This window comes from Leptospira fluminis, assembly GCF_004771275.1.
Taxonomy (GTDB): Bacteria; Spirochaetota; Leptospiria; order Leptospirales; family Leptospiraceae; genus Leptospira_B; species Leptospira_B fluminis.
In genome coordinates this window covers 213,774-237,792 of the sequence record NZ_RQEV01000007.1, presented here as the reverse complement: position 1 = coordinate 237,792, position 24,019 = coordinate 213,774, and the positions used below count along the sequence as shown (strand labels likewise).

The window sequence follows — 24,019 nt, the reverse complement described above, 5'->3', positions numbered from 1 at the left end:
TTGTATCTGTTTAAGAAAGCTTCCCTTGCTCTCTGAGAACAAGCGGTAGGAGGTAAAAATGTCGTTACTGATCGGACATTCGATTTGTTTGTGTTTTTTTCCTCTCCAGCCTCGATTTTTCGGAAACCCCTCGCTTGAGGAATATCTTCCGAAAAAGACCGGATCGTTTTCGAAGGCTTTCTCATGCCAGATTTTTCAAGATTAGGCTACGGTCGAAAGTTTTCCGGAAGGAAAAGCGCATGGGTTATCGTTTATTTTGCTATAAAAATGACAAATTTGTCCCAATTCCGAGGACAGTCTGCGCCGAACCTCCGAAAAGCCCGGGTAGAATTACAATAGTTGAAACGGAATCGACGCAAAGCGGAGATTTCGGTCGATGACTTTCGTGTTACAATCTATATTAGGTAATTATTATATTGTAACATGTTTTATAATCTAACTATTGTAGGGAAGAAGGAAATCTTTTCGTCTTTTTTCCTGTATAAAGAAATTCATTAATGATCGGACCGTCTACGGGCGATTTAGATCTTCGGTAATAAGAATCGTGTTAAGATATATGAGATCAGATTCATTCGAAGGTTCTGCGGCAGGAATATCGTCGGCGGTGTCCAGAAAATCGATATTATACGTGGACAGCGACGAGGAGTTCCGAAAAAACTTCGCCTCCCGTTTTTCTCCGGGGAGCTACGAAGTTTTCGTTACTTCCAGCATTTCCGAGACCTTGGAAAAAGCGCTTTTGGAACTTCCGAGTGCGATCGTAGTGGATCCGAATTTTCCGGATCTGGAAGGGATTAAATTACTTCGGGCATTGAGAAAGATTTCGCCGGGAAGTATCTTCATTCTTCACTCCAGGTTAAACGAAATGGATCCGAGTTTGCGGAGCTTGGATTGGATCTATGCGAGCTTCGAGAAATCGAACCAAACCTCGCTGCTCGTCGGAACCGTCTGCAGAGCGATAGAGGAAAAAAACGTCAGTCTGAACGATTTTCACAGAAAAGCTCTCCAGGAGGAGAATTTAATCTCGGAGATATCCTGGCTGCAATGGAAGGAAAACAATAGGAATTCGGAGCAGCTCAGCATCGGGAAAAATATCCTGGATAATCTTACCCACAGTATTTCTCAAGGGTTGGGTATCGGCTCGTTGATTACCCGCCTGGATATGGTGGAAGCGATCGCGAAGAAAAAGGAAGGCCATTACGAAATTCCGGTCGAGCTTATGGATTCCATTCTGGAAAATAAGAACATATTGAGAGACTGGACGGAAAAGCTGGAAAAATTCCGGAGTCTGTTCGATCTTAACGTGGCTAAGGAACGTACTCATTTCGATCTAGTCCAGTCGTCCATTCTGGACTCCATGGCGGAGTTGGGAGAAATCGCACGGATCAAAAACCAGAAAATCATCTACGAAGAACGCTTGTTCAATAGTTATGTCTTTTCAAGTCCTGCCTTCCTCAAATTTGCGTGCAAAGAATTGCTGGTAAACGCGATGAAGTTTTCCCCGAGCGGTTCGAGGATCCCTATTTTGTTCTATTCTACGAATAAATACGTTTGTCTTACGATTCTGAATGATATAGAATTCGCCTACAACGGAATCTGCGGCATTCCGGAAGAATACTATTTTAAGGTTTTTGAACCTTTTTTCCGTCTAAATCACGTTTATGACGAACGATTCAATGCACACGATTTCGGGTTCGGGATCGGTTTGAATCTCGCCCAAAATCTGGCAAGGCAATCGGATTGCAAAGTCTCCGTCTACGAATTGACGGACTACACGGAAGATGTTCCGACTCGCAAAGTTGCGGCTGAGATTCAATTCCCACTTTGTTAACAAAAAATCAGGAAACCGTATTTTTCTTGCCGTCTCGACTGCGGAAATCGTATGCTCATCCGCATTTCGGCTTATAGGCGGGAGGAATACGCAGAGTTTTCATAAAATTAAAAAATTATTTAAGATTCAATCGTATTAAAGTATGAAAATTAAATTATATTGACTGTATTCTGTATGTATTATATAAAAAAATTAGTAAATAATAAGTGGGAAATCGCCTTGCGGCGGTCCTGTTTCACGAGCAATTGATTGGGAGGTCGCAATGGAAGTGGATTATGAAAATCTGCTGAAAGATTTCGTCGCGGAATCGTTGGAATTGCTCGACGTTTCCGAACAAACAAGTCTGGAACTCGAAAAGGAATACAGGCCGGAACAGGTAAATACCTTATTTCGGGCGATCCATACCATCAAGGGAAATTCGGCGATTTTCGACCTGCCCTCCATCTCCAAGGTCTCTCACTTACTGGAAAATCTTCTCAATCATAGGAGAAAGACGGAAACCCGACCCTCCGACGAGGAGGTAGCGTTGATTTTCGTTTGCATAGACGAAATCCGCAAAATGTTATCTGATTTGAACAAATACAAGGAGTATGATATAACCGGACTTTCCGATCGGATCAATTCCTTCGTTTCCCTATTGGAAGGAGGCGGCGAGGAACGGCAGCAGCCGGAATCCAAGCCTGTATTCGGATTTACTCCTATCGTTAAAAAACCGACGCAAAACGAATCCTCTAAGGAAAAAGTAAGCATTCCTAAAAAATTCCTAGATAGGGCGCGGCAGGAAGGGAAAGGCTTATTTTTTTTGAAATACGAATTAAAACAGGAATCGGACCCGGAAAAAAACGGGGAAATCCTGCAAGTAGTCAGACCGATCGGTGAAATTCTCCTGTCCGGAATTCTGAACGGAAACGGCGCCCATACGAACGGGAAGGTTCGACATTACGTCCTTCTTTTATCCGGACTTTCGAAGAACGAAGTCTCGAGCATCGTCCATATTCCGGAAAGTTCCGTAATGGAGATCGTTAAACGAGAAGTTTCCGACGAAGTCGAGCCTGCTCCGGCGACGGATCGGCAGGAACAAGTCCCGCTCAAAACGGACAGCTCCAGCGGGAGTCTACAGACGGATTCCTACCTCAGAATTCCTCTTCCGGTACTGGATCACATGATCAATCTCGCCGGGGAGACGATCGTAGTCCGCAATCAGTTGTTGCAAAAAGTGGAATCTTATCAGGACCATTCCCTTTTGTCCATCGTTCGGAACCTAAGCCAGCTCATCACCTTATCGCAAGAAAGCATCATGAGGACCAGATTGCAAAAATTGGATTCCTTCTATAAGAAGGTACCTCGTCTTGTAAGGGATCTGGAAAAAATCACGGGTAAGGAAGTGGAACTCCATCTGGAAGGCGGGGAGGTGGAGCTGGACAAGAATATCATCGATACCATCTCCGATCCGATAACTCACATGATCCGCAACTCCGTCGACCATGGAATCGAATCTGCGGCGGAACGTGCAGCAGCGGGAAAACCCGCAAAAGGAAACCTCTATCTTTCCGCTTCCTTGAGAGGCGGGAACGTAATCCTGAAGGTCAGCGACGACGGTAGAGGATTGAATATAGGAAGAATCAAGGAGAAAGCGATCGAGAGAGGCCTCTTGACTCCGGAGGAAGTAGAACGGAAATCCCAGGAAGAATTGGCGGAATTGGTTTTTCTCCCCGGCTTTAGTACTTCGCAAACGGTATCATCCACGTCCGGACGGGGAGTAGGGATGGATGTGGTGAAGATGAATTTCCAAAAGGCGGGTGGATCCGTTTCGATCGCGTCGAACCCCGGAAAAGGAACGGTGATCAGCGCGACTCTTCCCCAGACCTTATCCATCATCAATTGTCAAATGGTGTTATCCGCCGGAATGCTCTTCGCGATTCCGCAGCCGAATATCAGCGAACTCATCTTATTGGACAGGAAGCAAGTATCGACCATCGAAGGAAAAGAGGTGTATCAACTTCGAGGCCATCTCCTTCCTTTATTGAATGTTCGGAACGTTCTTCGTCTCTCGGCGGATTCGGATGAGGATTCCGGCAGATACATCGTAGTGGTTCATACGGAAAGACATAGATTCGGACTGATCGTGGACGAGATCGATAATTCCGAAGAGATCGTGGTCAAGCCGCTTACCAAGGATCTGTCGAGGTTGAATCTTTATACCGGAGCCGCCATACTCGGCGATGGAAGTGTCGGTCTGATATTGGATATTTCCGGCATCGCTAAGTTCCTCGGTCTACAGGCGAACCTTCTGGAGGAATTGAAGATCTCCGCCAAAAAAGAGGAGAAAGCTTCCGAACAATACCTGCTCTTTACGGTACGAGGCCAATTGTTCGGGCTGAACTCCAAGGAAGTGCAACGTATAGAACTGATCGATTCCGAGAAAGTGGAACGGATTATGAATCGGGAAGTGATTCAATATAAGGAAGAGGTGGTGGAGCTCTGTCGTCTCGAATCCTATTTCAACCTGAAAGCGGATCGGATTCACCCTCAGAATACCATGATCCTCCTCCAGTCTATGGACGGTAAGAAAGGGATCTTAGTCGAGGAAATTCTGAACGTCGCCGAGGATATATCGGCCTTCACGAAGTCGGAGGACTCCGAAACCGGAATCGTAGGCAGCGGGATTATGTTCGGACAGACGATCGTCGTCATCGACGGTCGGATCGTGTTGAGTAAGGTCAGTAAGAACCTGACCTTACTCGGAACCGAGCAGGGGGATTGAAATCCATGGACGAAAAAGCGCGAAGGAAGCAGTTCTTATCTTTTCTTCTCGGCTCCGAGATCTACGGAGTACCGTTGGGAGAATGTAAAGAAGTGGACCACAATAAGAAAATATTGAAGGTGCCATGTTCACCCGCACATGTGGAAGGGATCGTGAATCTGCGCGGAGACGTGGTGACGATACTGAATCTCAGATCCTTATTCGGTAGAATGCAGAATAGGGAGGAAGATAAGTATTCCATAATACGATTGAAGGGAAAAAAGGAATCTTTTGCGATCATGGCGGACGAAGTCTCGGATATTATCGAAGTGGAAGAGAAGAATTTCGAACCCTGCCCGTCGCATATAGACGAGAGGGAAGGAAGATTCATCCGGAACGTCGCTCTGTTTAAAGGCGAAACTCTAATAATATTGAATCACGAAGAATTACTGCGTTTGGAAGACGTATAAGAGGGAAGTAGATGTTTGGTTTTGTATCCCAGAAAAAAAGCTTAGAGAACGAAAGGAAACAGATGTCCGTTTCCGTGACCGACCAAGAAGTCGCGATGACGGAGGGGACCACTCTCGTTTCCATGACGGATCTGAAGGGAAAAGTGACTTACGCGAATAAGGAATTCCTTGAGATCGCCGGTCTGACGCAGGAGGAACTGGTCGGAAAGCCGCATAACGTTGTCCGTCACCCCGATATACCTAGAAGCGTATTCGCGGATTTCTGGGATACGATCCAAAAGGGAAAGCCTTGGCGAGGAATCGTAAAAAACAGGAGTAAGAACGGGGACCACTATTGGGTGGATGCGAACGTCGCTCCTCGTTTCGAGAACGGAAATATCGTCGGATACATGTCCGTTCGGAGAAAGCCCACTCGCGAGCAGGTGGAAGCCGCCGGTCAACTGTATAAGGATATTCTCACCGGCAATACGAAACTCCGTGCGACTAACTCCAAAAAACTTTCCATCCGTTTCAAGCTGGGAATGTATATCGGTTTTAGCTTACTCGGTTTAGCTTTGCTTTCCGGATTCCAATTCCTGGGATTAGGTACCACGTATTCCTACGGGATAGCCTCGGTTTTCGGGGTGATTCAAATAATTTGGGGATGGATGAACATAGGATACATCCTGAAACCGCTCAAAGAATCCACAAGGATCGCGAACAAGATAGCATCGGGCGACCTTTCGGTCGACGTGGTCCATAATAGGAACGACGAAATAGGAGAACTGGATAAGGCGATCCTAAACATGCTGATCAACACGGCCGCATTGATCGCCCGTTTGAAAGAGAACGGGGATATTCTGTTCCAATCCTCTACGGATTTATCGGGAGCCAGCTTGAATCTTTCCTCCGGAATCGAGCAGATGTCGCAACAATCCCAAACCATAGCCGTTGCCGCCACTCAGATGAACCAAAATCTGAATATGGTGTCCAGCTCCATCGAAGAGATGTCCGTATCGGTAGGAGAGGTCGCCAAAAAAGCGGCCGATTCCGCAAAGATCGCCCGGGAGGCGAATACTACCGCGATCGAGACCGGAGACGTGGTCAAGGAATTAGGGCAAAACGCGAAAGAGATCGGAAACGTAATCGAAAGCATTTCTAATATAGCTTCGCAAACGAAGTTGCTCGCCCTAAACGCTGCCATAGAGGCCGCAGGAGCGGGGGAAGCGGGAAAAGGATTCGCCGTGGTCGCCTCGGAAGTCAAGGAATTGGCCCGACAATCCGCGGAATCCTCCGAGGAAATCAAAGGTAAGATTTCCGCGATCCAAAAAAGTACGGAACGTGTCATCGAATCCATCGGAAAGATCACGAGTGTGATCGCCGAAGTGAACCAGATCAGCGGTAGTATCGCTTCCGCAGTGGAGGAACAATCCATTACAACGAAAGAGATTGCGACGAACATCAGTCAGACGACCCTTGCTTCCAACGATGTCACCAAGAACATCAACGGAGTGTCGACGGCTTCTTTGGACGGAGCCAAGGAGTCGGGAAATGTTTCCAAACTTTCCCAATCGTTGCAGGAACTGGCCGCCGGAATCACTACTTTGGTGAATCAGTTCAAGATTTCGAATTCCAAGGCCTGACTCCGGGTTCGAAGGCTTTCCATTGGAGGATTCTCTGGAAAAAAAAAGGATAACGGTTTTAGCGGTGGACGATTCCCTCGTTTATCGCAATCTGTTAAGGTCCGCTTTTAGCCAAGATCCGGAGATCGAATTTTTAGGCGCCGCAATCGACGGAAAGTTTGCGCTGCCTAAGATCGCGCATCTCAAACCGGATTTCGTGGTTTTGGACGTGGAAATGCCCGAGATGGACGGACTGACCACGCTTAGGGAGATCAGGATCCAATTTCCCGAAACCAAGGTCATTATGCTGAGTTCCCTCACTATGGATGGGGCAAAAGTGACCTTAAAGGCGATGGAGATGGGCGCGTTGGATTTCGTTTCCAAGCCGGACGGAGTGACCGCCGGAGCGGAAAAAATATCGGAAGCCTTGAGTTCTTTGATCGAAAAAGTCAAGGCATTGCATTCAAAAAATGGAATCAACAAACCGGTCCATGTAGTTCACCGACAAAACGAGATCTCCTTCAGACCCCCGAAACGGAAATATTCCATTTGTGCCGTCGGTATTTCCACCGGTGGTCCCATTGCATTGCGGGAACTGCTCTCAAAAATCCCTTCCGATCTGAACGGAACGATCGTGATCGCCCAACATATGCCTCCGGTTTTCACGAATTATCTCGCGGAAAATCTAAGTTCGTGCACTGCGTTAGGGATCAAGGAAGTCGAGGACGGGGAATTATTGAAGAAAAGGGCGGTGTATATTGCACCGGGAGGAAAACAGCTCGAGATCATGCAGAGCCCGGAAGGTCCGGTCGCTAAAGTGACCGCGGGACCTCAGGAAGAACTCTGCAAGCCTTCCGTAAATATACTTTTCAATTCGATTGCCAAGAATTTTTCGAACGAATCCATCGGAGTGATCATGACGGGAATGGGCGAAGACGGCTACCTGGGTTTGAAAGCGATGCGGGAGAAAGGGAGTTTTCTTTTAGCTCAAAACCAGGAGAGCTGTCTGGTATTCGGGATGCCTAGCCGTCCGATTAAGGAAGGATTGATAGATGAAATTTCCGATATCACCGGAATAGCCGAAAAAATATCCGCTTTGATGGGTTAGGGGTCCGTGTTATGAGCAAAGAAATACTGGAATTTATGAACGTATTAAAAAAGGTAACCGGACTTTCTCTGACCGACGAAAAGACGTATCTCTTGGAGAGCCGGCTATCAGGTCTCATGTCGGATCATAAGATCGCGTCTTTTTACGAATTTTCAAAGAAGTTCGAAAATTCCCACGAGGTGGATTTTAGGGAAAAGGTAATCGAGCGGATTACCACCCACGAAACGAAATTCTTTCGGGACGAAAGTATTTTCGAGACGATTCTGGACCGGATCATTCCGGAAATCATAGATCGTAAAAACGAACTGTACAAAGGCTGGAAAAACCATCCCATTCGCATTTGGTCGGCTGCCTGTTCTACGGGACAGGAGCCTTATTCGGTCGCAATAGCGATTCGGGAACGATTGCCTCACGTATTCAAGAATATAAAAATTTTGGCGACCGATATCGCAAAAGAGACGATCGAAAAAGCCAGATCCGGATGTTATACTTCCTTCGAGATAGGAAGAGGCTTGGAGGAATATCATCTGGGAAGATATTTCGATAAACTGCCCGACGGGACTTTTCGAATCAACGACGAGATCCGCTCGGTCGTGGAATTCAAGCAGCACAATCTGATTTCCTCCGAATTTCCGACAGGGTTCGATTTAGTGCTTTGTAGGAACGTATCCTACTATTTCGACTCGAACGAGCGCCGGAATTTATTCGATAAGATCGCAAAGACGCTGAACCAGGATAGTTTTTTGATCATCGGTTCGGCGGAATCCGTTTCGGACTTCTCCAGCAAGTTTCTGCTGAGGGAATTCGGGTTGTGCAGATATTACGAAGTGAATTCTTCCAACGTAACACTTTTTTCAAGAGGAACTTAAAATGGCAACGGCAAGGATATTGGCTGTGGACGACTCCGCTACGATGAGGAGCCTCGTTCAGCAAACGTTAGGGATGGGAGGATACGAGGTGGTGCTCGCTCAGGACGGCAAGGACGGAATAGAAAAGTTTTCCCTCGGGCCGGTCGATCTTGTGATCACCGACATCAACATGCCGATCATGGATGGGATTACTTTCATCAAGGAACTGAGAAAAATAGATCAGAACGTTCCTATCCTGACGCTGACCACGGAATCGGAAGACAGCATGAAACAGAGCGGAGCTGCAGCCGGCGCAAACGGTTGGATCATCAAACCCTTTCGGCCGGTTCAGTTTTTGGACATCATCAAACAGGTCTTGAATTCCAGCGCGGCCTAGGAATCTTCAGAGCTATCTGATTCCGTCGTCGCTTTTTCTTAGGTGACTTTCGCCCTCGCTAAAAATTTGGCGAATATACTAGGAAAATACTTATGGAGTCGGATCGCAAAGTTCTCTCTCGGTCCGGCAAAGACGACTGTCAACTTTTCCGAAGCGATTCCGTCCAGGATTCTTCTCGCGCACTCGTTTGCGTCTAATCCTTGATTGATGATCTGATCCATTTTCCCCTGTTTTCTTCCGTCCCCTTTTAAAGCGTTGTTGGAAATCTGGGTTTTTACGAAACCCGGATAAACCAAAGTGACCTTGATGCTTCGATCGATGTTCTCGATCCGTAAGGCTTCGAAGAAACCCGTCAACGCCGCTTTTGTGGCAGAATAACCGGTACGTAGAGGTACGCCGAACATTCCGGCCACGCTGGAAATGGAAGAGATCCAACCGGATCCTTTCTCTCTCATGATCGGCAATACCGCGAGAGTCAAAGCTATATTCCCGAAGAAATTCACATTCATTAAGGATTCGTAAGTCGCGATGGAGGTCTCATGAGCGTAGGAACGTTGGCTGATTCCTCCGTTATTGATCAGTACGTCTATGGATCCGAATTTCTTCATTACCTTAGTCGGAAGTTTGTCCAAGCCTCGGTATTTTTCCAAATCCATCGGTAGAATCATGCTGTTGTAATCGTCTAGTTTGTTTTGCTTTCTGACCCTCTGCAATTCCTTCTCTCTTCTGGCGGAGAGGACGATCTTGCAGCCTGTGCCGGCCAGTTCCTGCACCAACGCTTCTCCGATTCCGGATGATGCACCGGTAATCCATACCACTTTGTCTTTATAAAAGGACTTCATTCGATACCTCCTGAAACGGATCGGCCTTATTGGACGGCGTTTCTTCCTTTTTGGCTGGCAAAATAAACATGCTTCCGAGCCCGCATAACGTCCCCTAAAGGTTTATGCTCCAGAAGAGCTTCCCAAGGATCGAAGATCGCCTGCTCCACATTCTTTTGGAATTCTTCCCAAGAGGGGGAATTCCAGTCCTGGGCCGGGATCGTGAGTTTCGCCACGGTAACGTACGGAGCTTCGGATTCGGGCCAATTCACGGAGGCATCCTCTATCGGGGTCACGTTTTCCGACACGAAAAATTGGACCTGGAAGTCGTAACTTAGAGAGCCTTGCTCCAAATGAAGCTTCATGTCGTTTCCCAAGTCCGAGGAAGAGCCGTTGCTTCCCGACCGATTTTGTGAAGGAACAAGTCGGACTCTTCCGGCGTACGGTCCCCATGAGATCGGAGCCGCACTGTGGAATTTTTCAGTTGCGAATCCTGAAAAGGGTTTGTTAAACGCAGCGGCCGTTTTCCGGATTTTGGAGAGAGCTCCGAAAAATCCGTACCTTCCCACAAGATATTTCAATAGGGACAAACCGCCGTCCGCAACGGCGGTCACAAGACCTACGAACTCCTCGCTCTTGGGAGAGGAAAACGCCTCCAGATTGATCAATAAAAAATCTTGGGCTTTTACGTTGCCTGATTGCAAGGCGCCGGGACCTTCCACTCCCTTCACTTTGATGGCAAAGCCTCGGATGTCTCCTTTCGAATCAGATTGGATCTGCATGCTTCCGTTGGAAAGTCGGATCCAACTTTCGAATTTACCGGGCTTGCGAAAGATTCCCTGTTTTGCGTGTTCCGGAATCTGGGATAAAACTTCGAACTCCGCTTTGAGTCCTAGGAGTTGTTTCCTATGAAGGATTCTACCTTTGCCGAAGAGTTTGGAATTCTTCTCTTGGATTGCGCGGAATTTTTCCACATAACCCGCAAATCTCTGTTCCTCGTCGGCGGTGATTTCCTCTTTCCAATCGGTGCTCGCAGGCTTCATGCTTTGTCTCCCGGAACCCCTTTTGAAAGTTCCTACCAATTGGGCAGAGTAGCGTTTTTTCGGAAGACGGGAAACAAAATATTTGGAAACCCAATGCCTTTGTCCTAGGCCGGGGAAGGGATCTTATTTAAGCGACTCCGCTCCGGAGAAGGACGGAAACAGGTTCTTTCTGGAAGGAACTTACTTTGAGAATGGAAAAGCCTATCACGTTTCCTAACGTATCTACCTTTTCCATCGATGGTAAAGGATCCACCATCTCTGCTATATGCTACGTTTACAGACACTCCGACTGTTCTGGCATACGCCCCTACAGCTCCAGAGGCCGCCCCGACTAACGCTCCTTCTACTCCACCATTCTGGTATCCTTGCACTGCTTGGAGAGCTGCCTGTCCCAAGGCCAACATTTCTGGTCCAGCGACAAAGGACAGTGCGATCGATCCTACAACCTCTAATCCTGTCGTGATCTCTTGTTGCTGCGCTTTTGCCTTAGCTTTCTTCTCTGCTTGGTTCTTCTCGAACATCTGGACAAGCTGTTGCGCTAATGCCGGGTCCATTCCTGTAGCGTTTGCTATCGCTTGGGCGACTGCGGAGTTTACCTTGTCTTGGATTTGTCCTTTCACCCAAGATTCGAAGGTTCCTCCTTGCAACATTGCTTTTGCCAAGCTTTGTACGTCACTTGCGTAGCTTGCTTCTGCTTGCGCTTCTTTCTGGAACATCGAATCGTTTTTAGCGTTCTGAGCGTTTAGGTCCGATATCTGTTTGTTTAGCGTAGTTAATGCAGTGTTATACGAATTGTTAAAGGAACTCTCACTCGTCTGGAAGGAGCTTGTGATAGCATTCGTATCCCAGCTTTGGAATAGATCCTGAGGGGCTGCATTTGCAATGGAGATGGTAGCAGGAGCTCCTACATACACGTGCTCATTCGTAGTAGTTGCCACGTAGTCGCTAAAGTTCGTGGCATCTCCCCCGTCTTTGAGTTTTGCATGTCCGTCTTCGATGGCAGTCGTGTACGTGATATTTCCATAGTCGTCTACGACTGCGTTTTTGCCGAGAGAGTTTGCGATTTGCTGTACCGCAGCATTCTTCTCATCGATGGCTCTTTGGTTGATTTGGTTTTCTAAGGCCAGGTTGCTGGAAGCCATGAGCGATTGTAATATAGGAGATATTAAGGGGGTATAAGTAAAGGTAAGTAGGAGGAATAGGGCCGCGCCCTTCGGTCCGGGCTGCTTCGGGTTCGCGGAGTCCCGCTCATCCAACACGCTTTTGCTTTGATCTTTTCGCTTCATTGGTTAATCCTCTCGTGTCGGACAAGCCCTGCGCATCCCTCGCGGGTTCTAAGCGGGGAATTAAGTTTTATTAAATACCTTCATTTTATTAAATTCTTGAATTTCAGAGAATATCTTCAGATCACCATCAAATATCCGCTTTCCGTTTTCTTTTAAATTTTCAACAAGATTATCTAATATTCCCGATAAATTATTACTAAGTAATTCCTGTCTTTTTTTTATCATCCGTACGCTTATATTATCCGGGCTCTTGAGCACAAAGAACGGGAGGGGATCTGATTTTTTAATAAATTCTACCAAATCGTAAATGTCAAAAATATTAATCTCTTTATCTGAACTAATGGGAAACCTACCTTCCTTTAATTCGAAAAAAGTAATATCAATTAATCCTTCTGGAAAAAACCAACTAATCTCTATGCCGATTTTTGAGGATGAATACTTCAATTTTGCATTTGCATCCCGATAATAAGTAGGACTAAATAATCCTGATTCAACTAAATGATAATTATTATCTTTGCATAAAAAATTAAACTTTTCCCCGGCTTCTCGTAGAAAAGATTCATATCCCTTATAAATTCGATGAAAATCATCTCTATTCGATGGAATATTTTGTGACATTGGGATATTTGTTTTCTCCGTAAATGCTCCGTACTTCTACGCCGTAAAATGCGCTACGTCGTTTCCTCAAAGGATCTCTTCCTATATCAATTATGTTTGCACCTTTCTCTTTCGTCCAATACTTAATCCAAGATCTATTTGCCTCAACGTCTTTTGGGTTTAAATTTTCTATACTTCTAAAATTTCTAGGTTCGTAAGTTCGAACATTGAATCCCTTTCCAACTAATGCATCTCGAACTTGATTTACTCTAGTCTCCATGCTCTCGCCTATAACAACTACAGGTTTATCTTTAGGTAAGCGATTTGCTAAATTCTCAATTCCCGAGACCACATCTCCGGTCGGATCATGAGTAAAATTTCGGGAAAGAACGTTTTCGCGTTCCACACCTTGTAATAATCCTTCATTAAGTTTTCCTGCGGTCCTAGCTATCCCTTCGCTCGCCGTGCCAGCTTCCCCAGCTCCCAGCCAACCCTTGACCTTACTAGCAACCTTGACACCGGCTTCGGTACCCAGGAACATCTCAGTTCCCTTGATTAATCCCTTGCCAGCAAAATGAAGTAATCTCTCTCCGCTATACCAAAGAGCAGCTTCTTTCCCTACTTCTACGTGCATCTTACCGGTTTCGTAGTAGGCATCGAATTCTTTCTGGTTCTTAGCCTGTTCTCTTAAAGCAGCAGCTTCGGCTTTTGCTTCCGCAACCGTCTGTCCGCCTAAAAGCTCTCCACCTTTGGCAGCGATCGCTTCCTTCAATCCGGAAACATACCCCGGACCACAACTGGAATCATTGTGTACCAGAACTCCGTTTTTCCCCACGAAATACGTATGGTCGTCCTCTACTTCGAAGTTATAAACGATGGTCTTTTCGTAGATTTCTTCTACTTTGTGAATTTCCGCCGTTCCTCGGATCTCTTCCTTCCAAGAAGCTGAGTTTGAAGTAGCGGCACTCGTTCTTAAGGCCGCTAGAGATGCCCCGATCTGGATTCCGTAACTTCTGTTAACACTACTTGAATTCCGAACACTCGCTACCGTAACAGAGCGGTCATGCTCTTTGATGTCTTTAACTTCCTGAAATCCCTTGCCACGGATATAGAAAGGGTGGTTCCAAGTCGTGTTGATGATCTCTCCATTCGTATACGTGATTCTATGAATGAGAGGAGTTTCTTTGGAAAATAACCGTAATACCTTTTTGTAAGATACTTCTCCGGTTTCAGGATTTAAGGACAGTACCAAGTCCCCAGTTGCAATCTTCTCAATCGGTTTTAGACCCTCTTTCGTACGAATGAGAGTCCCGGCAGTAAAGCAAGTCCTCTGAACATAGTCCCCGTTTTTATCAATAAACCCGTTGGAGTCACTTGCCTTCAACCCCAAGCTACCGGCAATATTCCCAGCTAAATCCTGAGCTGTCCTTCCGAGCCAGCTAGACGCCGAACTTGCATCGGTAGCTGCACCCTCTGCCTTCGCTAAGGTCGCCAAAACATTGTGCTTGTCTTGTGCACTCGCATTCGGGTCGTTTAGGATCTCGAGCTGAGCCTCGTTCGCATTCTTAGTGAGATCCGCTCTTCCAGCAGATAATTTCCCGGTCGCTTTCTCCAGATTCGCATCCGCTTTCTCCATAGCCAGGTTTTGGTTCAGGTCGTTGTTGAAGTTATCATTCAACGTTAAACCCCCGATCTTCCCAGGGTTATGTAAATTTCCGGAGACAGTGGCGACGGTAGCATTTCCGTATGTGGCGGAGGCGGACACATCTCCTTTCCCATCTATGGTAAAGGATCCTCCGGCTCCTGTAGGAGTTCCTAGTTTGTCAGTATTTGCTTGGTAGGTGAGGCTAGGCCCGGAGTGCTGCCCGATATTCAACATGGCCCCGTTCAGGTTTTCGTTTCCCATTCCCAAGTTTACGGATCCGCTAAATCCCGTTGTTGGGTTATAGCTTAAATTTCCAGCTCTCGAACCTACATTAAACCCGGCGGCTCCGTGTTGGGAAAAGGTGAGTCCTGCGTTTAGCGAGGAACTCCCCACTCCTAATCCTGCGGAAAATCCACCATCTCTGCTATATGCTACGTTTACGTTAACTCCAACAGTTCTGGCGTATGCACCCACGGCTCCACTCGCTGCTCCAACCAGTGCTCCTTCCACTCCACCATTCTGGTATCCTTGTACTGCTTGGAGAGCTGCTTGTCCAAGCGCGAGCATTTCAGGTCCTGCGACAAACGACAATGCAATGGATCCCACGACTTCCAATCCTGTCGTGATCTCTTGTTGCTGCGCTTTTGCCTTAGCTTTCTTCTCTGCTTGGTTCTTCTCGAACATCTGGACCAGTTGTTGCGCGAGAGCGGGATCCATTCCAGTTGCATTTGCAATCGCTTGAGCAACGGCGGAGTTTACCTTGTCCTGGATCTGACTCTTGACCCAAGAAGTGAAATTCCCGCCTTGTAATAATGTTTGTGCTAAACTTTTTTGATCGGACGCAAAACTCGCTTCCGCCTGAGCTTCCTTCTGGAACAGCGTGTCGTTCTTAGCGTTTAATGCGTTTAAGTCACTGATCTGTTTGTTAAGCGTAGTTAATGCAGTGTTATACGAATTGTTAAAGGAACTCTCACTCGTCTGGAAGGAGGTTGTGACAGCATTCGTATCCCAGCTTTGGAATAGATCCTGAGGGGCTGCATTTGCAATGGAGATGGTAGCAGGAGCTCCTACATACACGTGCTCATTCGTAGTAGTTGCCACGTAGTCGCTAAAGTTCGTGGCATCTCCCCCGTCTTTGAGTTTTGCATGTCCGTCTTCGATGGCAGTCGTGTACGTGATATTTCCATAGTCGTCTACGACTGCGTTTTTGCCGAGAGAGTTTGCGATTTGCTGTACCGCAGCATTCTTCTCATCGATGGCTCTTTGGTTGATTTGGTTTTCTAAGGCCAGGTTGCTGGAAGCCATCAAGCTTTGTTGGAAGATGGAGAGTACGTTATTCAGTCCTGAATTTTCGAGCGAAGGAGCCGAGGCCACCGGCCCCAGATCATTGTTTGCATTTGGCAGTAAAATCGAAGTGATCTTTGGCAAATTCGGATCTAGACTTGTATGGTGCTCATCGTCATCTTCACCTTTGGATCCGGAACTAGTCGCCGATGCATTCGATTGCATGCTTACTAAACTCGCAATCCAGGAAGTCTTTTCCGTATCTAAGGTTTGTGCTCCGTTAGTGTAGGCAATCTGCAATTGGTTTTCTTCCGCCATTGCCTTTGCATGCCAAGCTGCATATTGCGCTTGGTAGGCGGAGACTTGCGATTCCCAATTTGTGATCGCCGGTGTGAGAGTATTCCAGGATCCGAGCTCGCTATTCAAGCCCGTTGCAAATCCGTTCCAGGTTTGTGCGTTTCCTGCTGCGGTTAGGTCTTTGACTTGGAAATTGATGGTGTAATTGAATGTATCTTCGGTAAACGCGGCCGTAACGGGTATAAAGAATGCAAATGCCCAAAGACCGGTTGCCGTAAAATCGAATGCGTTTAACCCACTAGAAGAATAAGTCAAACGGTCTCCAGAATGCCCTAATGTGACTGGAAAGGGACTATAGTTTGAATAGCCCATGTTGGAACCAGTAAAATCGGCACTATTAATTCCTACGATTTGCGTCTTAGTCGGATCATACCCATACGTGGAATACAAAAAACTCAATAGGGTAGGGTCCTGAGAATTGCTCCCCCCATCAATGTACGACATGATTGCATTGATCGCACTGCTGGAGGACCGGACTGTATTTGCATAATTGAGTAAGTCCTGGGTTCCGTTCAATTGGTAATCTGCAAAACCGACTGCCGCATTCGCATTGGTCAAACTGTGAGGTTGCGCCTGTTGGGTCCAATACGTCGCATTCTGTGCCGCTTGGGTCTCCTGCGCCTGTAGATAACTCGTCATCTCCGAAGCCAAGACGGAAAGGGAAGTTCCGTTTTGCAGTCCCAGGTTCAGCTCTGCAATCAAAGTCTGCAACTGTTGCCCCGAGGCGTTCAAAGAGGTCCAATCTGTGGAACCGTCCACCTTGGTATTGTAAAACAGCGCCGTATTTTGGAGGGAACCGTTCAATTGGGTGACTGCGGACTGGAGATTTGTTCGGATTCCAGTTTCATAATTTTGTAATTGTTGCAGGTTCTGTTGGTACTGAGCATCCTGCTGGCTGATCGACGCCAACTGGTCCTGGTAATTTTTTTGGAGAGTGGACAAGGAATCTGCAAAGCTCTGTAGACCGTTGGAAAGCGTCGCCTGGTAATTGGAATTCGAATCTTTACCCGACAAGACACCTTGGGTTGGCAAGCTCGCCAAAAAAGCGTTTTGGTCGTTCATGACCTGAGATTCGATTTGATTCAACCAAGCCTGCTCCGATTGGCTCGCTTGGGATTCGATCATCCGATCGATATAAGCGGCAGTTGCCGGGTCGTTTGCATATTGGGAGTTCACGGAACTTTCCAGCGCCTGGATCTCCAGGTTCGCCTGCGCTTCCCAAGACGATTTGATCACACCGAAACCTTGGTTTACGATCTGGTTCCATGCGTCCAGAGAATGCGATTGGTTCGCCAACGTTTCGTACTGATGCAGGGTTTGGTTTTGAACTTGGGGAGGGAGAAAGTTCGGAACAGTCACCGCTTGGGAAAAAACGAAAGAAGAAGGTAGGACAAGCAACCAAAGATAACTGGCAAGAAGAACACCGGACCAAACACGATCCTTCCACCCGAAAGACCTGACCGGAACAATCATTCTCTTATCCAACGAATCCATACCGAAAACCCCAAAATCTCTATATTTAAGCCAAAAAATAAGATTTCTTAGACAGGCGTCCAGAAGAAAAGGCAAGAATGGACCTAAGATTGCCACAATATCCCAAAAAAGGATAAAAAAAGAGACGAAACACCTAGAGCAAAAGAGGAAAACTAGACCAATAGGAGTATGACGCGTCCCTTAAGGGGCAAGGAGAAAAAGAAGGAAAAAAGACACCCCTCCCCAGAGAAGAGGAGCGTCCGAAGGAAGGAAGAAAAATGTTCAGTTAATCGACAGCGAGTAAGAGGAACCGGAAGCTGGAACTTGAACCACAAGACATCTAAAATTTCCGGCGCTAGTAGTCACAGAACTATTCGTATAGGGAGCAACGGCTCCGAAGGCATCATAATTGGCGGAAGCAGTTACGTTATTTGCAGCTATCAAAATGTTAGATTTTCCAATGCTCACAACGTTTCCGGCACCACCGGATGGAGTAGAAGAGAACGTAACCGTGTCTGTCGTCCCAGCCAAGCTTACATAATAATAATAGAAGTACCCTGCCGTGCTACCACCGGTGACCGCACTTCCGCCTTTCGTAATCGTGAGACCCTTGGGGGAGCAACCTTGGCCGTTCTGTGCAAGAGCCAAAGCAAGAATGGTTGACGAGTCGTCGCTATTGGAAGACTTCTTGCAACCGGACACGAATGCAAACAATACGAATGCCAAAATAAGAATTCTGTAAATCGATTTCATCGAATGAGTTTCTCCTGTGAGACCGGGTTTCCCCGTACATTCGCGAGTTAGTGCCGACTCCTGCGTTTCGTCAATCCACTTTTTTGCGGAAAACAAACGACGATTAGGAAGGGGTCCTTCCCTTCGAGGGAGCCGATCCCAATGGATGGTCGTTTACCCATTGGCCCGAATACAAAATCCTCCCGGCGGAATCCAATTGGATCCCGAACCCGTTTCTCCTTCCTTCCTTCCACTCTCCTACGTACCTTGTGCCGTCGTCGTAGACGTACATTCCTTTTCCGTTATAAATGATTCCCTTACGGTATTCCCCATCCAGGCTCGTCGTACCGTCTTCCAAAAGGAGCTTGCCCGGGCCGGACGGTTCCCCGTCTTCCCATCTCCCTACGTACTTCAAACCTCCTTTCCAGGAAAACGAACCGAATCCGACTTTGACGTTGGAGGAAAATTGGCCCTCGTACACGTCGCCGTTACCGTAATAATAAATCCCGTACCCGTGTTTTTTGCCCCAGGACCATTCCCCAAAATACCGATCTTTCTTCCGGCTCACAAACTCACCGTACCCGTTTGCCTTGCGTAACAAAAGAGACCCACGGTAGATGTTCCCGTCGGAATACTTCATCACTCCCAGGCCGAACCAACAGTTCCCCGCTTGGCAAACGCCGGAACCCACGGAAAGCAAAAAGGAAACAACGACCGCCAAAGCCGAAACGGAAAAGACGACCAACAAAACTCGCCTCCGTTTTTGGGAAGGCAAAACAAGAAAATCTTTCAAGTCGGAAAAAAGTACCCGTAAGTTCACGAAAAAACCTTCCTACTTCTCTTTGTAGCCCAAGGCTCTCGCTTTCACTTCGTAAGCGTCCGCACGCTCCGACAATCCTATTTTACGAAATACCTTTGACAGTCTGAAGTTGACCAAAGCGATACGATCGGATTCCTCCGCCGCTTTCAGATAACTCTGGAGCGCCTCCGAAGGTTTCCCCAGTTTTTCCTCGATCATACCGCGTAAAATCCAACCTTCCGAAAGTTCCGGATCGACTTCCAAAAGGGACACCACGCCGGAAAGGATTTCCTTAGGATCTTCTCCCAATAAAAATCTGGTGCGATACCACCAAATACCGGAATGCAAACGGTTCCGGTTGGAATCGTAATCTTCACCGAAAAACTCTTTCGCCTTTTGGAAATTCTTGGAATAGAAGTAACACTTCCCGAGCATAAACCGAGTGGAAAGATAATTCGGATCCTCTGAATATACGTTTTGAAACTGGACGATGGCCTCTTTCAGATTTTTCGCATCGTAAAAAGCTACGCCTGCCGCATACCGGTCCTTCGTATCTTTCGAAACGCCGCCGCAACCCCAAGCGACCAAAACAAAAAGAAGAAAGGAGGCAAAACGACTCTGTTTTAGAATTTGCATGAGCCTACAAAACCGACCCGAACGAATGATTGTTAAAAAACTCGAACAACCGCTTCAAAGTCAAATGAAAACCGGATTTCCGGAGTATTTCTCTCGACACAGGCCGGATACTAACGCTATTTGATCATAAAAATTTGAAACGACAACCGATTCTGTCGCGTGAACAAAGGGACCAAAAACAAATGCTCGATTCGATTCCTTTAAAACTAAAGAATATTTTCCAAAAGGAAAAGTTAGACATCCTGTCCTTGATCCGAGACAAGACTCCGATCCTGGAGTGGACAAACCCGGCTTTAAAATCCGGATTCATGCGTTATACGTACGTTTTCGAGTTCGCAGGGCTACTCAACACGGTCAATATCCTGATCGATTTCTTTTACAAAGGGACGACTACGAACACGATGGTGGAAGACCTGTATGCCCAAAAGGAAATCGGAGGCCTTCTCTATTTCTTCTCGCATTTTCCCCAAAACATTTTCGGATTTTTTCTCTTCTGGACCTTCCTACCCGTCTTCACGGCGGCGATTTGGAATCTCGCATTCTGGATCTTAAACGGCAAGGAAAAGGAGGCCCAAAAACCTTTCTTGGCCCTATTATCCTTAAACACCCTGTTTTTTCCGATGGTTGGAATCGCCATCCAACAGATCACCACGCTTCTCAAGCTCGTCCTCATTCCGAACCGATTCTTCCAAATCGGAATCACCGTTTTTTGGGCCGTCTTTACGATCGGAATCCTAGGAACGAGCATCGTGTATTCCGTAAAAGCCTTCCATAACAGATACGACCAACCGATCGGCAGGGCCGTCATCCTGACACTATCGCCGATACTTCTTTTTATAGCGTTGATTTCTTACTTTGCGCGCTAGGAGTGGCAATGAGAACGCTTCCGAAAACGACCTTTTCTCTCATACTTCTCTGCGTATTTCTGACCGTTTGCAATGGCGAAACAACCGCAGCCAAAGCGTTGCAACACAACGAACAAGGAATTCGAACGCTTGACACGGATCCGGAAAAGGCGCTCTACCAATTCCTAAAGGCGGCGGAGCTGGATCCTAAAGTGCCGGATTACATCGCAAACGCGGGCATTGCGCTCATGACTCTGAATCGTAACGAGGAAGCATTACAAAAATTTAAAGAAGTGATCTCAATCGATCCGGAATACGCGCAAGCCTACTACAATCTAGGAGTCCTATTGTCCGCAAAAGGACAGAACTCCGAGGCGATCCGAAATTACGAAATTGCGCTCCGACTTAACCCGAACATGCCCGAAATCGTGTACAACCTCGCACTCGCCTATGAAAACTCCGGCAACAACAAACTCGCCGCCGCAAACTACGCGAATTTCCTAAAAATCGCACCCAAAAACAGGCAATCCGCTATCCAAGAAGCCAAGAATCGACTCACAAAATTGCAGGGCCCAAAAACCAAAGGGGAAAAGACCGCCCGCCCGGAGCGAAAACGAAAAAAGCGGGGATGAACGAACTATGCTTGCGACCGATCTTCTAAATGCAATAAGTAATACTGTAAAAGAGTGAGGAGAACGAATTTCGAATCCCTTCATCCTATCTTTTTTATTTACGTTTGCTTTTCAGAATTGGTGGTTTTTTATCTTTTATCAAAATCAGATTCGGATGTAATCGAAATTATGACGTACATCAAAGTTTTGGAATGAATTGCCTTCTATTTACCGTTTCGTTGATTCTTTTGAGCAAGAGATAGGTAAATTTTCTTCTCTTGTTCGGAGACCTTGATTTGTCTAGATAATGTGGAATCTGCCTTCTGGACAAAATCCTTTGCGTGCTTGCCCTTTAGGGGAGGAATTTTCTTTATACTTTGTATAGCCATTGTGGATACTTCTAATTTCATTGCATAGACTTGGGAATAATGATTATCGTAAGCGTCTCTTACATACACCGAAAAATGACTAAACAAATATTTATCAAATGTCCGATGTAATTTGTTTTCAAGTTACTTGACTACTGATTATAATATAGGTTTATTTAAAAAATAACCGAAAATTAAACCTGTAAGTAAAATTATTTTCTTTAAATATGACTCGATGGGTCTTTTAGTTACGGAAATTTAAATGTCAAATAAAATAACTGTTCCAGTTCAAACGCCTAACGGACCTGTTAATAAAGAAGGTACGATAGTCGAGATCAGGAAGTCTGATGAGCCTTGGTCTACGTATGAATTATCTGATGGTACTGTGGTTAAAGTAAAACAGAACCTTGCCCAAGTAATAAGAATTGATGGAGAGTATGACCAAGCGGGGAATCCGCTATACGTTACTCATCTTATACCGATCCTTCTCGTCGAGACTCCGGAATCGTTGAGAAAAAAATGAGCGAAATTCTCACAGTAACGAATTCTTTTGATTACTATTTATCTTCCGATAATGATAATGCTGAAAGATGGATAGGTGCGGATGCAATATCTTCCCTTTTTTCTAAAAGTTTATCAAAAACGGAACAAACTCAGATAACAACGTCAGCAATTGGAAACATCTTTCTATATTTGAAAAAACTTGCTGCTCCGATTGGGTATCCAGAAATTAGCGATTCTGTTAAAGATAATTCTATAAGAATAATAAACAAAATCAAAGAAGATTTTCATATTATCCCTTTACGCGTTGCTCCTTCTATTGAAGGAGGGATAGCGATTGTGTATAAGAAAATTAGAAAAAAACTATTTTCAAATAAAGAAATTGAAGTCTTCATTGAAGTTTATAATCATGGAAATATAGTAATTGCTTTAATAAAAAACTCAAATTTAATAGAATTAGACGAATTAGATCTCGATAATGACTCCTCTTATAGCACGTATTTTAAGAATCTGCAATTCGATAAAGTCACCTAAAAGGTTAGAAATAAATAATAGACACAGATTGTCTTCGGCTTCAATAAGAAGTTGGGAATGCTTATACCGAAGCTTTAAATCTTCCGATCTCGATGAAAATAAAAAAATCAAATTAGAAACAATCAAGTTTCCAGACATATCTTGTAATTGGTCTCGGTTTTCTTACCCTTGGGACATTTGGTATCGGCGGAATGGCAGCCTTAAGGATGGTTGTTATTCATTTTCGATAAAGACGGCTCGATTTAAGAAAATCGCAAATCCGGTTCATGATCCGTTAAAAAAGACAGACGATCAAATTGAAAATTATAGTCATATTGAGATACGTGTTATGGAAGAAGGAAAGGATTTTGATTTTGAACCGCCGAAGAATAAGAAATTAAATAGTGATAAAAAAAAGTTGGAGTATCGTCAAAATATTCAAAAGCGATTAAGAATAAAATTTAATGCATTACATTAATTAAGTGAATCGTTTAAGCATACAAAGCGATTTACTCCGGCTTCCAACTACGATCCAATTCTTCTACGTCTTTTTCCCATGCCGGCGCATCGTAGGAATAACCTTCTATCAGCTTCCGCCTGTCGCTCGGCATGGCCCAGATCGCATCCAAGGTCCAAAACGAATTCTCCGCTTTGACTTCCTTCACGAGTTCCAATTTGGAATCATATATCCGGAAAACTGATTCGGTCCGCCTCTGTTGCATGGTCGGAAGAATTCCGATGCTAAAGATGCTCAAAGGCAAAGTGACCCCGAAGGTAATCGCTCCTAACACCGTCGGACGGGAAAAAACCGGAGTAAAAAAACCGACCGCATAAAAGTCCACATCCCGCTTCTGCATTTTGAATGTTTTGGAACCCGCATCCCACGAAAGAACCGCACACAAATCAGGAAGAGCGCCTGCTCCCATGAGGGAATAGGAAAATTCCATAAATCGGAAAATATTCTCTTCCGAAACACTCTCGTCTGGCCCCGCTGCCGGAAACTTGGAAATCGAATCCCCCCAAGAAAGAGGACCCACTACCTGGGTCCGCAGCGGATACGCCGCCCGGTGGTCCGAAGGAACATTCCGACGACCCTTAAAGAAAGCGGACTTCAGATTGGTACCGTACTTTTGGGAGATCTCCGACTTACAAGGAGTATCGATCCAACCGTCCAACTTCACACCGATGGTTTCGGTGGAGTAGGGGTGAAAACCCACAAGAGCCACCTTTTTCATCGAAGCCACCCTTTGTTTCATCGGAGGATCCGAATCCACCAGATTCATCGAAGTACAGGAAGGAAAGAAAAACGCGATCGAAATGGAAGCAAAGACGCCGAGCCTGAGCGCCCTATGCAAAACAAAAAGGAAAACGGACATGACTATCGAATCGTCGAATCCGGAAAATGAGTCGATTCTTTTTTTAAGAGTTGGAAAAACCGCACTTCCGAAATTCCGGTACACGAAGTTTCCGGTCGCGACCTTCGTGTCGGACAAGCCTTACGCATGCTGCGCGG

Annotated in this window: 20 protein-coding genes and 2 pseudogenes; 12 read left to right on the top strand and 10 right to left on the bottom strand. The window is 46.0% G+C overall.

Features of this window, described 5'->3' with window-relative positions; genetic code table 11:
* Nucleotides 1–604 precede the first annotated feature (604 nt).
* The 7 genes from EHO61_RS06405 (at nucleotide 605) to EHO61_RS06375 (ending at nucleotide 8,995) form a co-directional block, all read left to right on the top strand.
* A complete protein-coding gene (locus EHO61_RS06405; protein WP_246032034.1) occupies nucleotides 605–1,828 on the top strand; it encodes a sensor histidine kinase in 1,224 nt (407 codons plus the stop codon).
* 262 nt (nucleotides 1,829–2,090) lie between these two features.
* Nucleotides 2,091–4,592, top strand: coding sequence for a chemotaxis protein CheW (locus EHO61_RS06400; protein ID WP_135812792.1), 2,502 nt, complete (start codon nucleotides 2,091–2,093; stop codon nucleotides 4,590–4,592).
* 5 nt (nucleotides 4,593–4,597) lie between these two features.
* Nucleotides 4,598–5,041 (top strand): chemotaxis protein CheW, encoded by a 444-nt coding sequence (locus tag EHO61_RS06395; RefSeq protein ID WP_135812791.1) that lies wholly within the window; start codon nucleotides 4,598–4,600, stop codon nucleotides 5,039–5,041.
* An 11-nt stretch (nucleotides 5,042–5,052) separates the two neighbouring features.
* On the top strand, nucleotides 5,053–6,663 hold the full coding sequence (locus tag EHO61_RS06390) for a methyl-accepting chemotaxis protein (RefSeq protein WP_135812790.1): 1,611 nt from the start codon (nucleotides 5,053–5,055) through the stop codon (nucleotides 6,661–6,663).
* Nucleotides 6,664–6,685: 22 nt separating this feature from the next.
* Entirely contained in the window at nucleotides 6,686–7,750 is a 1,065-nt protein-coding gene (gene cheB, locus EHO61_RS06385; RefSeq protein ID WP_135812789.1) for a chemotaxis-specific protein-glutamate methyltransferase CheB, read from the top strand.
* An 11-nt stretch (nucleotides 7,751–7,761) separates the two neighbouring features.
* The gene (locus tag EHO61_RS06380) at nucleotides 7,762–8,619 is read left to right on the top strand and encodes a CheR family methyltransferase (RefSeq protein WP_135812788.1); all 858 of its coding nucleotides are present in this window, start codon (nucleotides 7,762–7,764) and stop codon (nucleotides 8,617–8,619) included.
* A 1-nt stretch (nucleotide 8,620) separates the two neighbouring features.
* Nucleotides 8,621–8,995: a response regulator gene (locus EHO61_RS06375; RefSeq protein WP_135768724.1), complete on the top strand. Its 375-nt coding sequence runs from the start codon at nucleotides 8,621–8,623 to the stop codon at nucleotides 8,993–8,995.
* A gap of 38 nt (nucleotides 8,996–9,033) precedes the next feature.
* On the opposite strand, the gene EHO61_RS06370 is transcribed toward EHO61_RS06375, so the two are convergent.
* The 9 genes and pseudogenes from EHO61_RS06370 to EHO61_RS06335 form a co-directional block, all read right to left on the bottom strand.
* Nucleotides 9,034–9,837 (bottom strand): SDR family oxidoreductase, encoded by an 804-nt coding sequence (locus tag EHO61_RS06370; RefSeq protein ID WP_135812787.1) that lies wholly within the window; start codon nucleotides 9,835–9,837, stop codon nucleotides 9,034–9,036.
* A 26-nt stretch (nucleotides 9,838–9,863) separates the two neighbouring features.
* Nucleotides 9,864–10,859, bottom strand: coding sequence for a catalase family protein (locus EHO61_RS06365; protein ID WP_135812786.1), 996 nt, complete (start codon nucleotides 10,857–10,859; stop codon nucleotides 9,864–9,866).
* A 127-nt stretch (nucleotides 10,860–10,986) separates the two neighbouring features.
* A pseudogene (locus EHO61_RS17330) lies at nucleotides 10,987–11,094 on the bottom strand (DUF2283 domain-containing protein); the annotation flags it as partial.
* Between the two features lie 13 nt (nucleotides 11,095–11,107).
* Nucleotides 11,108–12,145: pseudogene (locus EHO61_RS06360) on the bottom strand (TIGR04388 family protein); the annotation flags it as partial.
* A 60-nt stretch (nucleotides 12,146–12,205) separates the two neighbouring features.
* Nucleotides 12,206–12,763: a hypothetical protein gene (locus EHO61_RS06355; RefSeq protein WP_135812785.1), complete on the bottom strand. Its 558-nt coding sequence runs from the start codon at nucleotides 12,761–12,763 to the stop codon at nucleotides 12,206–12,208.
* The gene (locus EHO61_RS06350; protein WP_135812784.1) at nucleotides 12,738–17,501 is read right to left on the bottom strand and encodes a TIGR04388 family protein; all 4,764 of its coding nucleotides are present in this window, start codon (nucleotides 17,499–17,501) and stop codon (nucleotides 12,738–12,740) included. The genes EHO61_RS06355 and EHO61_RS06350 overlap by 26 nt, the downstream gene beginning before the upstream one ends.
* A 282-nt stretch (nucleotides 17,502–17,783) precedes the next feature.
* Nucleotides 17,784–18,254, bottom strand: coding sequence for a hypothetical protein (locus EHO61_RS06345; RefSeq protein ID WP_135812783.1), 471 nt, complete (start codon nucleotides 18,252–18,254; stop codon nucleotides 17,784–17,786).
* A gap of 103 nt (nucleotides 18,255–18,357) precedes the next feature.
* The gene (locus EHO61_RS06340) at nucleotides 18,358–19,053 is read right to left on the bottom strand and encodes an MORN repeat-containing protein (protein WP_246032033.1); all 696 of its coding nucleotides are present in this window, start codon (nucleotides 19,051–19,053) and stop codon (nucleotides 18,358–18,360) included.
* A gap of 12 nt (nucleotides 19,054–19,065) precedes the next feature.
* On the bottom strand, nucleotides 19,066–19,668 hold the full coding sequence (locus tag EHO61_RS06335) for a tetratricopeptide repeat protein (RefSeq protein ID WP_135812782.1): 603 nt from the start codon (nucleotides 19,666–19,668) through the stop codon (nucleotides 19,066–19,068).
* A 182-nt stretch (nucleotides 19,669–19,850) separates the two neighbouring features.
* Here EHO61_RS06335 and EHO61_RS06330 point away from each other — a divergent pair, with 182 nt between their 5' ends.
* The 5 genes from EHO61_RS06330 to EHO61_RS17205 all read left to right on the top strand — a co-directional run bounded on the left by EHO61_RS06330 (nucleotide 19,851) and on the right by EHO61_RS17205 (nucleotide 22,984).
* Complete coding sequence (locus tag EHO61_RS06330; protein WP_135812781.1) at nucleotides 19,851–20,534, top strand: hypothetical protein; 684 nt, start codon at nucleotides 19,851–19,853, stop codon at nucleotides 20,532–20,534.
* Nucleotides 20,535–20,542: 8 nt separating this feature from the next.
* Nucleotides 20,543–21,145, top strand: a complete 603-nt coding sequence (locus EHO61_RS06325) for a tetratricopeptide repeat protein (protein ID WP_135812780.1) — start codon at nucleotides 20,543–20,545, stop codon at nucleotides 21,143–21,145.
* A 609-nt stretch (nucleotides 21,146–21,754) separates the two neighbouring features.
* Nucleotides 21,755–22,015, top strand: coding sequence for a hypothetical protein (locus tag EHO61_RS06320; RefSeq protein WP_135812779.1), 261 nt, complete (start codon nucleotides 21,755–21,757; stop codon nucleotides 22,013–22,015).
* Nucleotides 22,012–22,527, top strand: coding sequence for a hypothetical protein (locus EHO61_RS06315; protein ID WP_135812778.1), 516 nt, complete (start codon nucleotides 22,012–22,014; stop codon nucleotides 22,525–22,527). Before EHO61_RS06320 ends, EHO61_RS06315 begins: the two co-directional genes overlap by 4 nt.
* A gap of 28 nt (nucleotides 22,528–22,555) precedes the next feature.
* The gene (locus EHO61_RS17205) at nucleotides 22,556–22,984 is read left to right on the top strand and encodes a hypothetical protein (protein ID WP_167884820.1); all 429 of its coding nucleotides are present in this window, start codon (nucleotides 22,556–22,558) and stop codon (nucleotides 22,982–22,984) included.
* Between the two features lie 31 nt (nucleotides 22,985–23,015).
* Here the strand turns inward: EHO61_RS17205 and EHO61_RS06310 are convergent, their stop codons facing one another.
* Nucleotides 23,016–23,882 (bottom strand): Lp29 family lipoprotein, encoded by an 867-nt coding sequence (locus tag EHO61_RS06310; protein ID WP_246032032.1) that lies wholly within the window; start codon nucleotides 23,880–23,882, stop codon nucleotides 23,016–23,018.
* Between the last annotated feature and the right edge of the window lie 137 nt (nucleotides 23,883–24,019).

Coding starts and splice junctions, on each gene's coding strand:
- EHO61_RS06400 (WP_135812792.1), top strand. CDS start 2,091: ATGGAAGTGGATTATGAAAATCTGCTGAAAGATTTCGTCGCGGAATCG.
- EHO61_RS06395 (WP_135812791.1), top strand. CDS start 4,598: ATGGACGAAAAAGCGCGAAGGAAGCAGTTCTTATCTTTTCTTCTCGGC.
- EHO61_RS06390 (WP_135812790.1), top strand. CDS start 5,053: ATGTTTGGTTTTGTATCCCAGAAAAAAAGCTTAGAGAACGAAAGGAAA.
- EHO61_RS06380 (WP_135812788.1), top strand. CDS start 7,762: ATGAGCAAAGAAATACTGGAATTTATGAACGTATTAAAAAAGGTAACC.
- EHO61_RS06375 (WP_135768724.1), top strand. CDS start 8,621: ATGGCAACGGCAAGGATATTGGCTGTGGACGACTCCGCTACGATGAGG.
- EHO61_RS06370 (WP_135812787.1), bottom strand. CDS start 9,837: ATGAAGTCCTTTTATAAAGACAAAGTGGTATGGATTACCGGTGCATCA.
- EHO61_RS06365 (WP_135812786.1), bottom strand. CDS start 10,859: ATGAAGCCTGCGAGCACCGATTGGAAAGAGGAAATCACCGCCGACGAG.
- EHO61_RS06355 (WP_135812785.1), bottom strand. CDS start 12,763: ATGTCACAAAATATTCCATCGAATAGAGATGATTTTCATCGAATTTAT.
- EHO61_RS06350 (WP_135812784.1), bottom strand. CDS start 17,501: ATGATTGTTCCGGTCAGGTCTTTCGGGTGGAAGGATCGTGTTTGGTCC.
- EHO61_RS06345 (WP_135812783.1), bottom strand. CDS start 18,254: ATGAAATCGATTTACAGAATTCTTATTTTGGCATTCGTATTGTTTGCA.
- EHO61_RS06335 (WP_135812782.1), bottom strand. CDS start 19,668: ATGCAAATTCTAAAACAGAGTCGTTTTGCCTCCTTTCTTCTTTTTGTT.
- EHO61_RS06330 (WP_135812781.1), top strand. CDS start 19,851: ATGCTCGATTCGATTCCTTTAAAACTAAAGAATATTTTCCAAAAGGAA.
- EHO61_RS06325 (WP_135812780.1), top strand. CDS start 20,543: ATGAGAACGCTTCCGAAAACGACCTTTTCTCTCATACTTCTCTGCGTA.
- EHO61_RS06320 (WP_135812779.1), top strand. CDS start 21,755: ATGTCAAATAAAATAACTGTTCCAGTTCAAACGCCTAACGGACCTGTT.
- EHO61_RS06315 (WP_135812778.1), top strand. CDS start 22,012: ATGAGCGAAATTCTCACAGTAACGAATTCTTTTGATTACTATTTATCT.
- EHO61_RS06310 (WP_246032032.1), bottom strand. CDS start 23,882: ATGTCCGTTTTCCTTTTTGTTTTGCATAGGGCGCTCAGGCTCGGCGTC.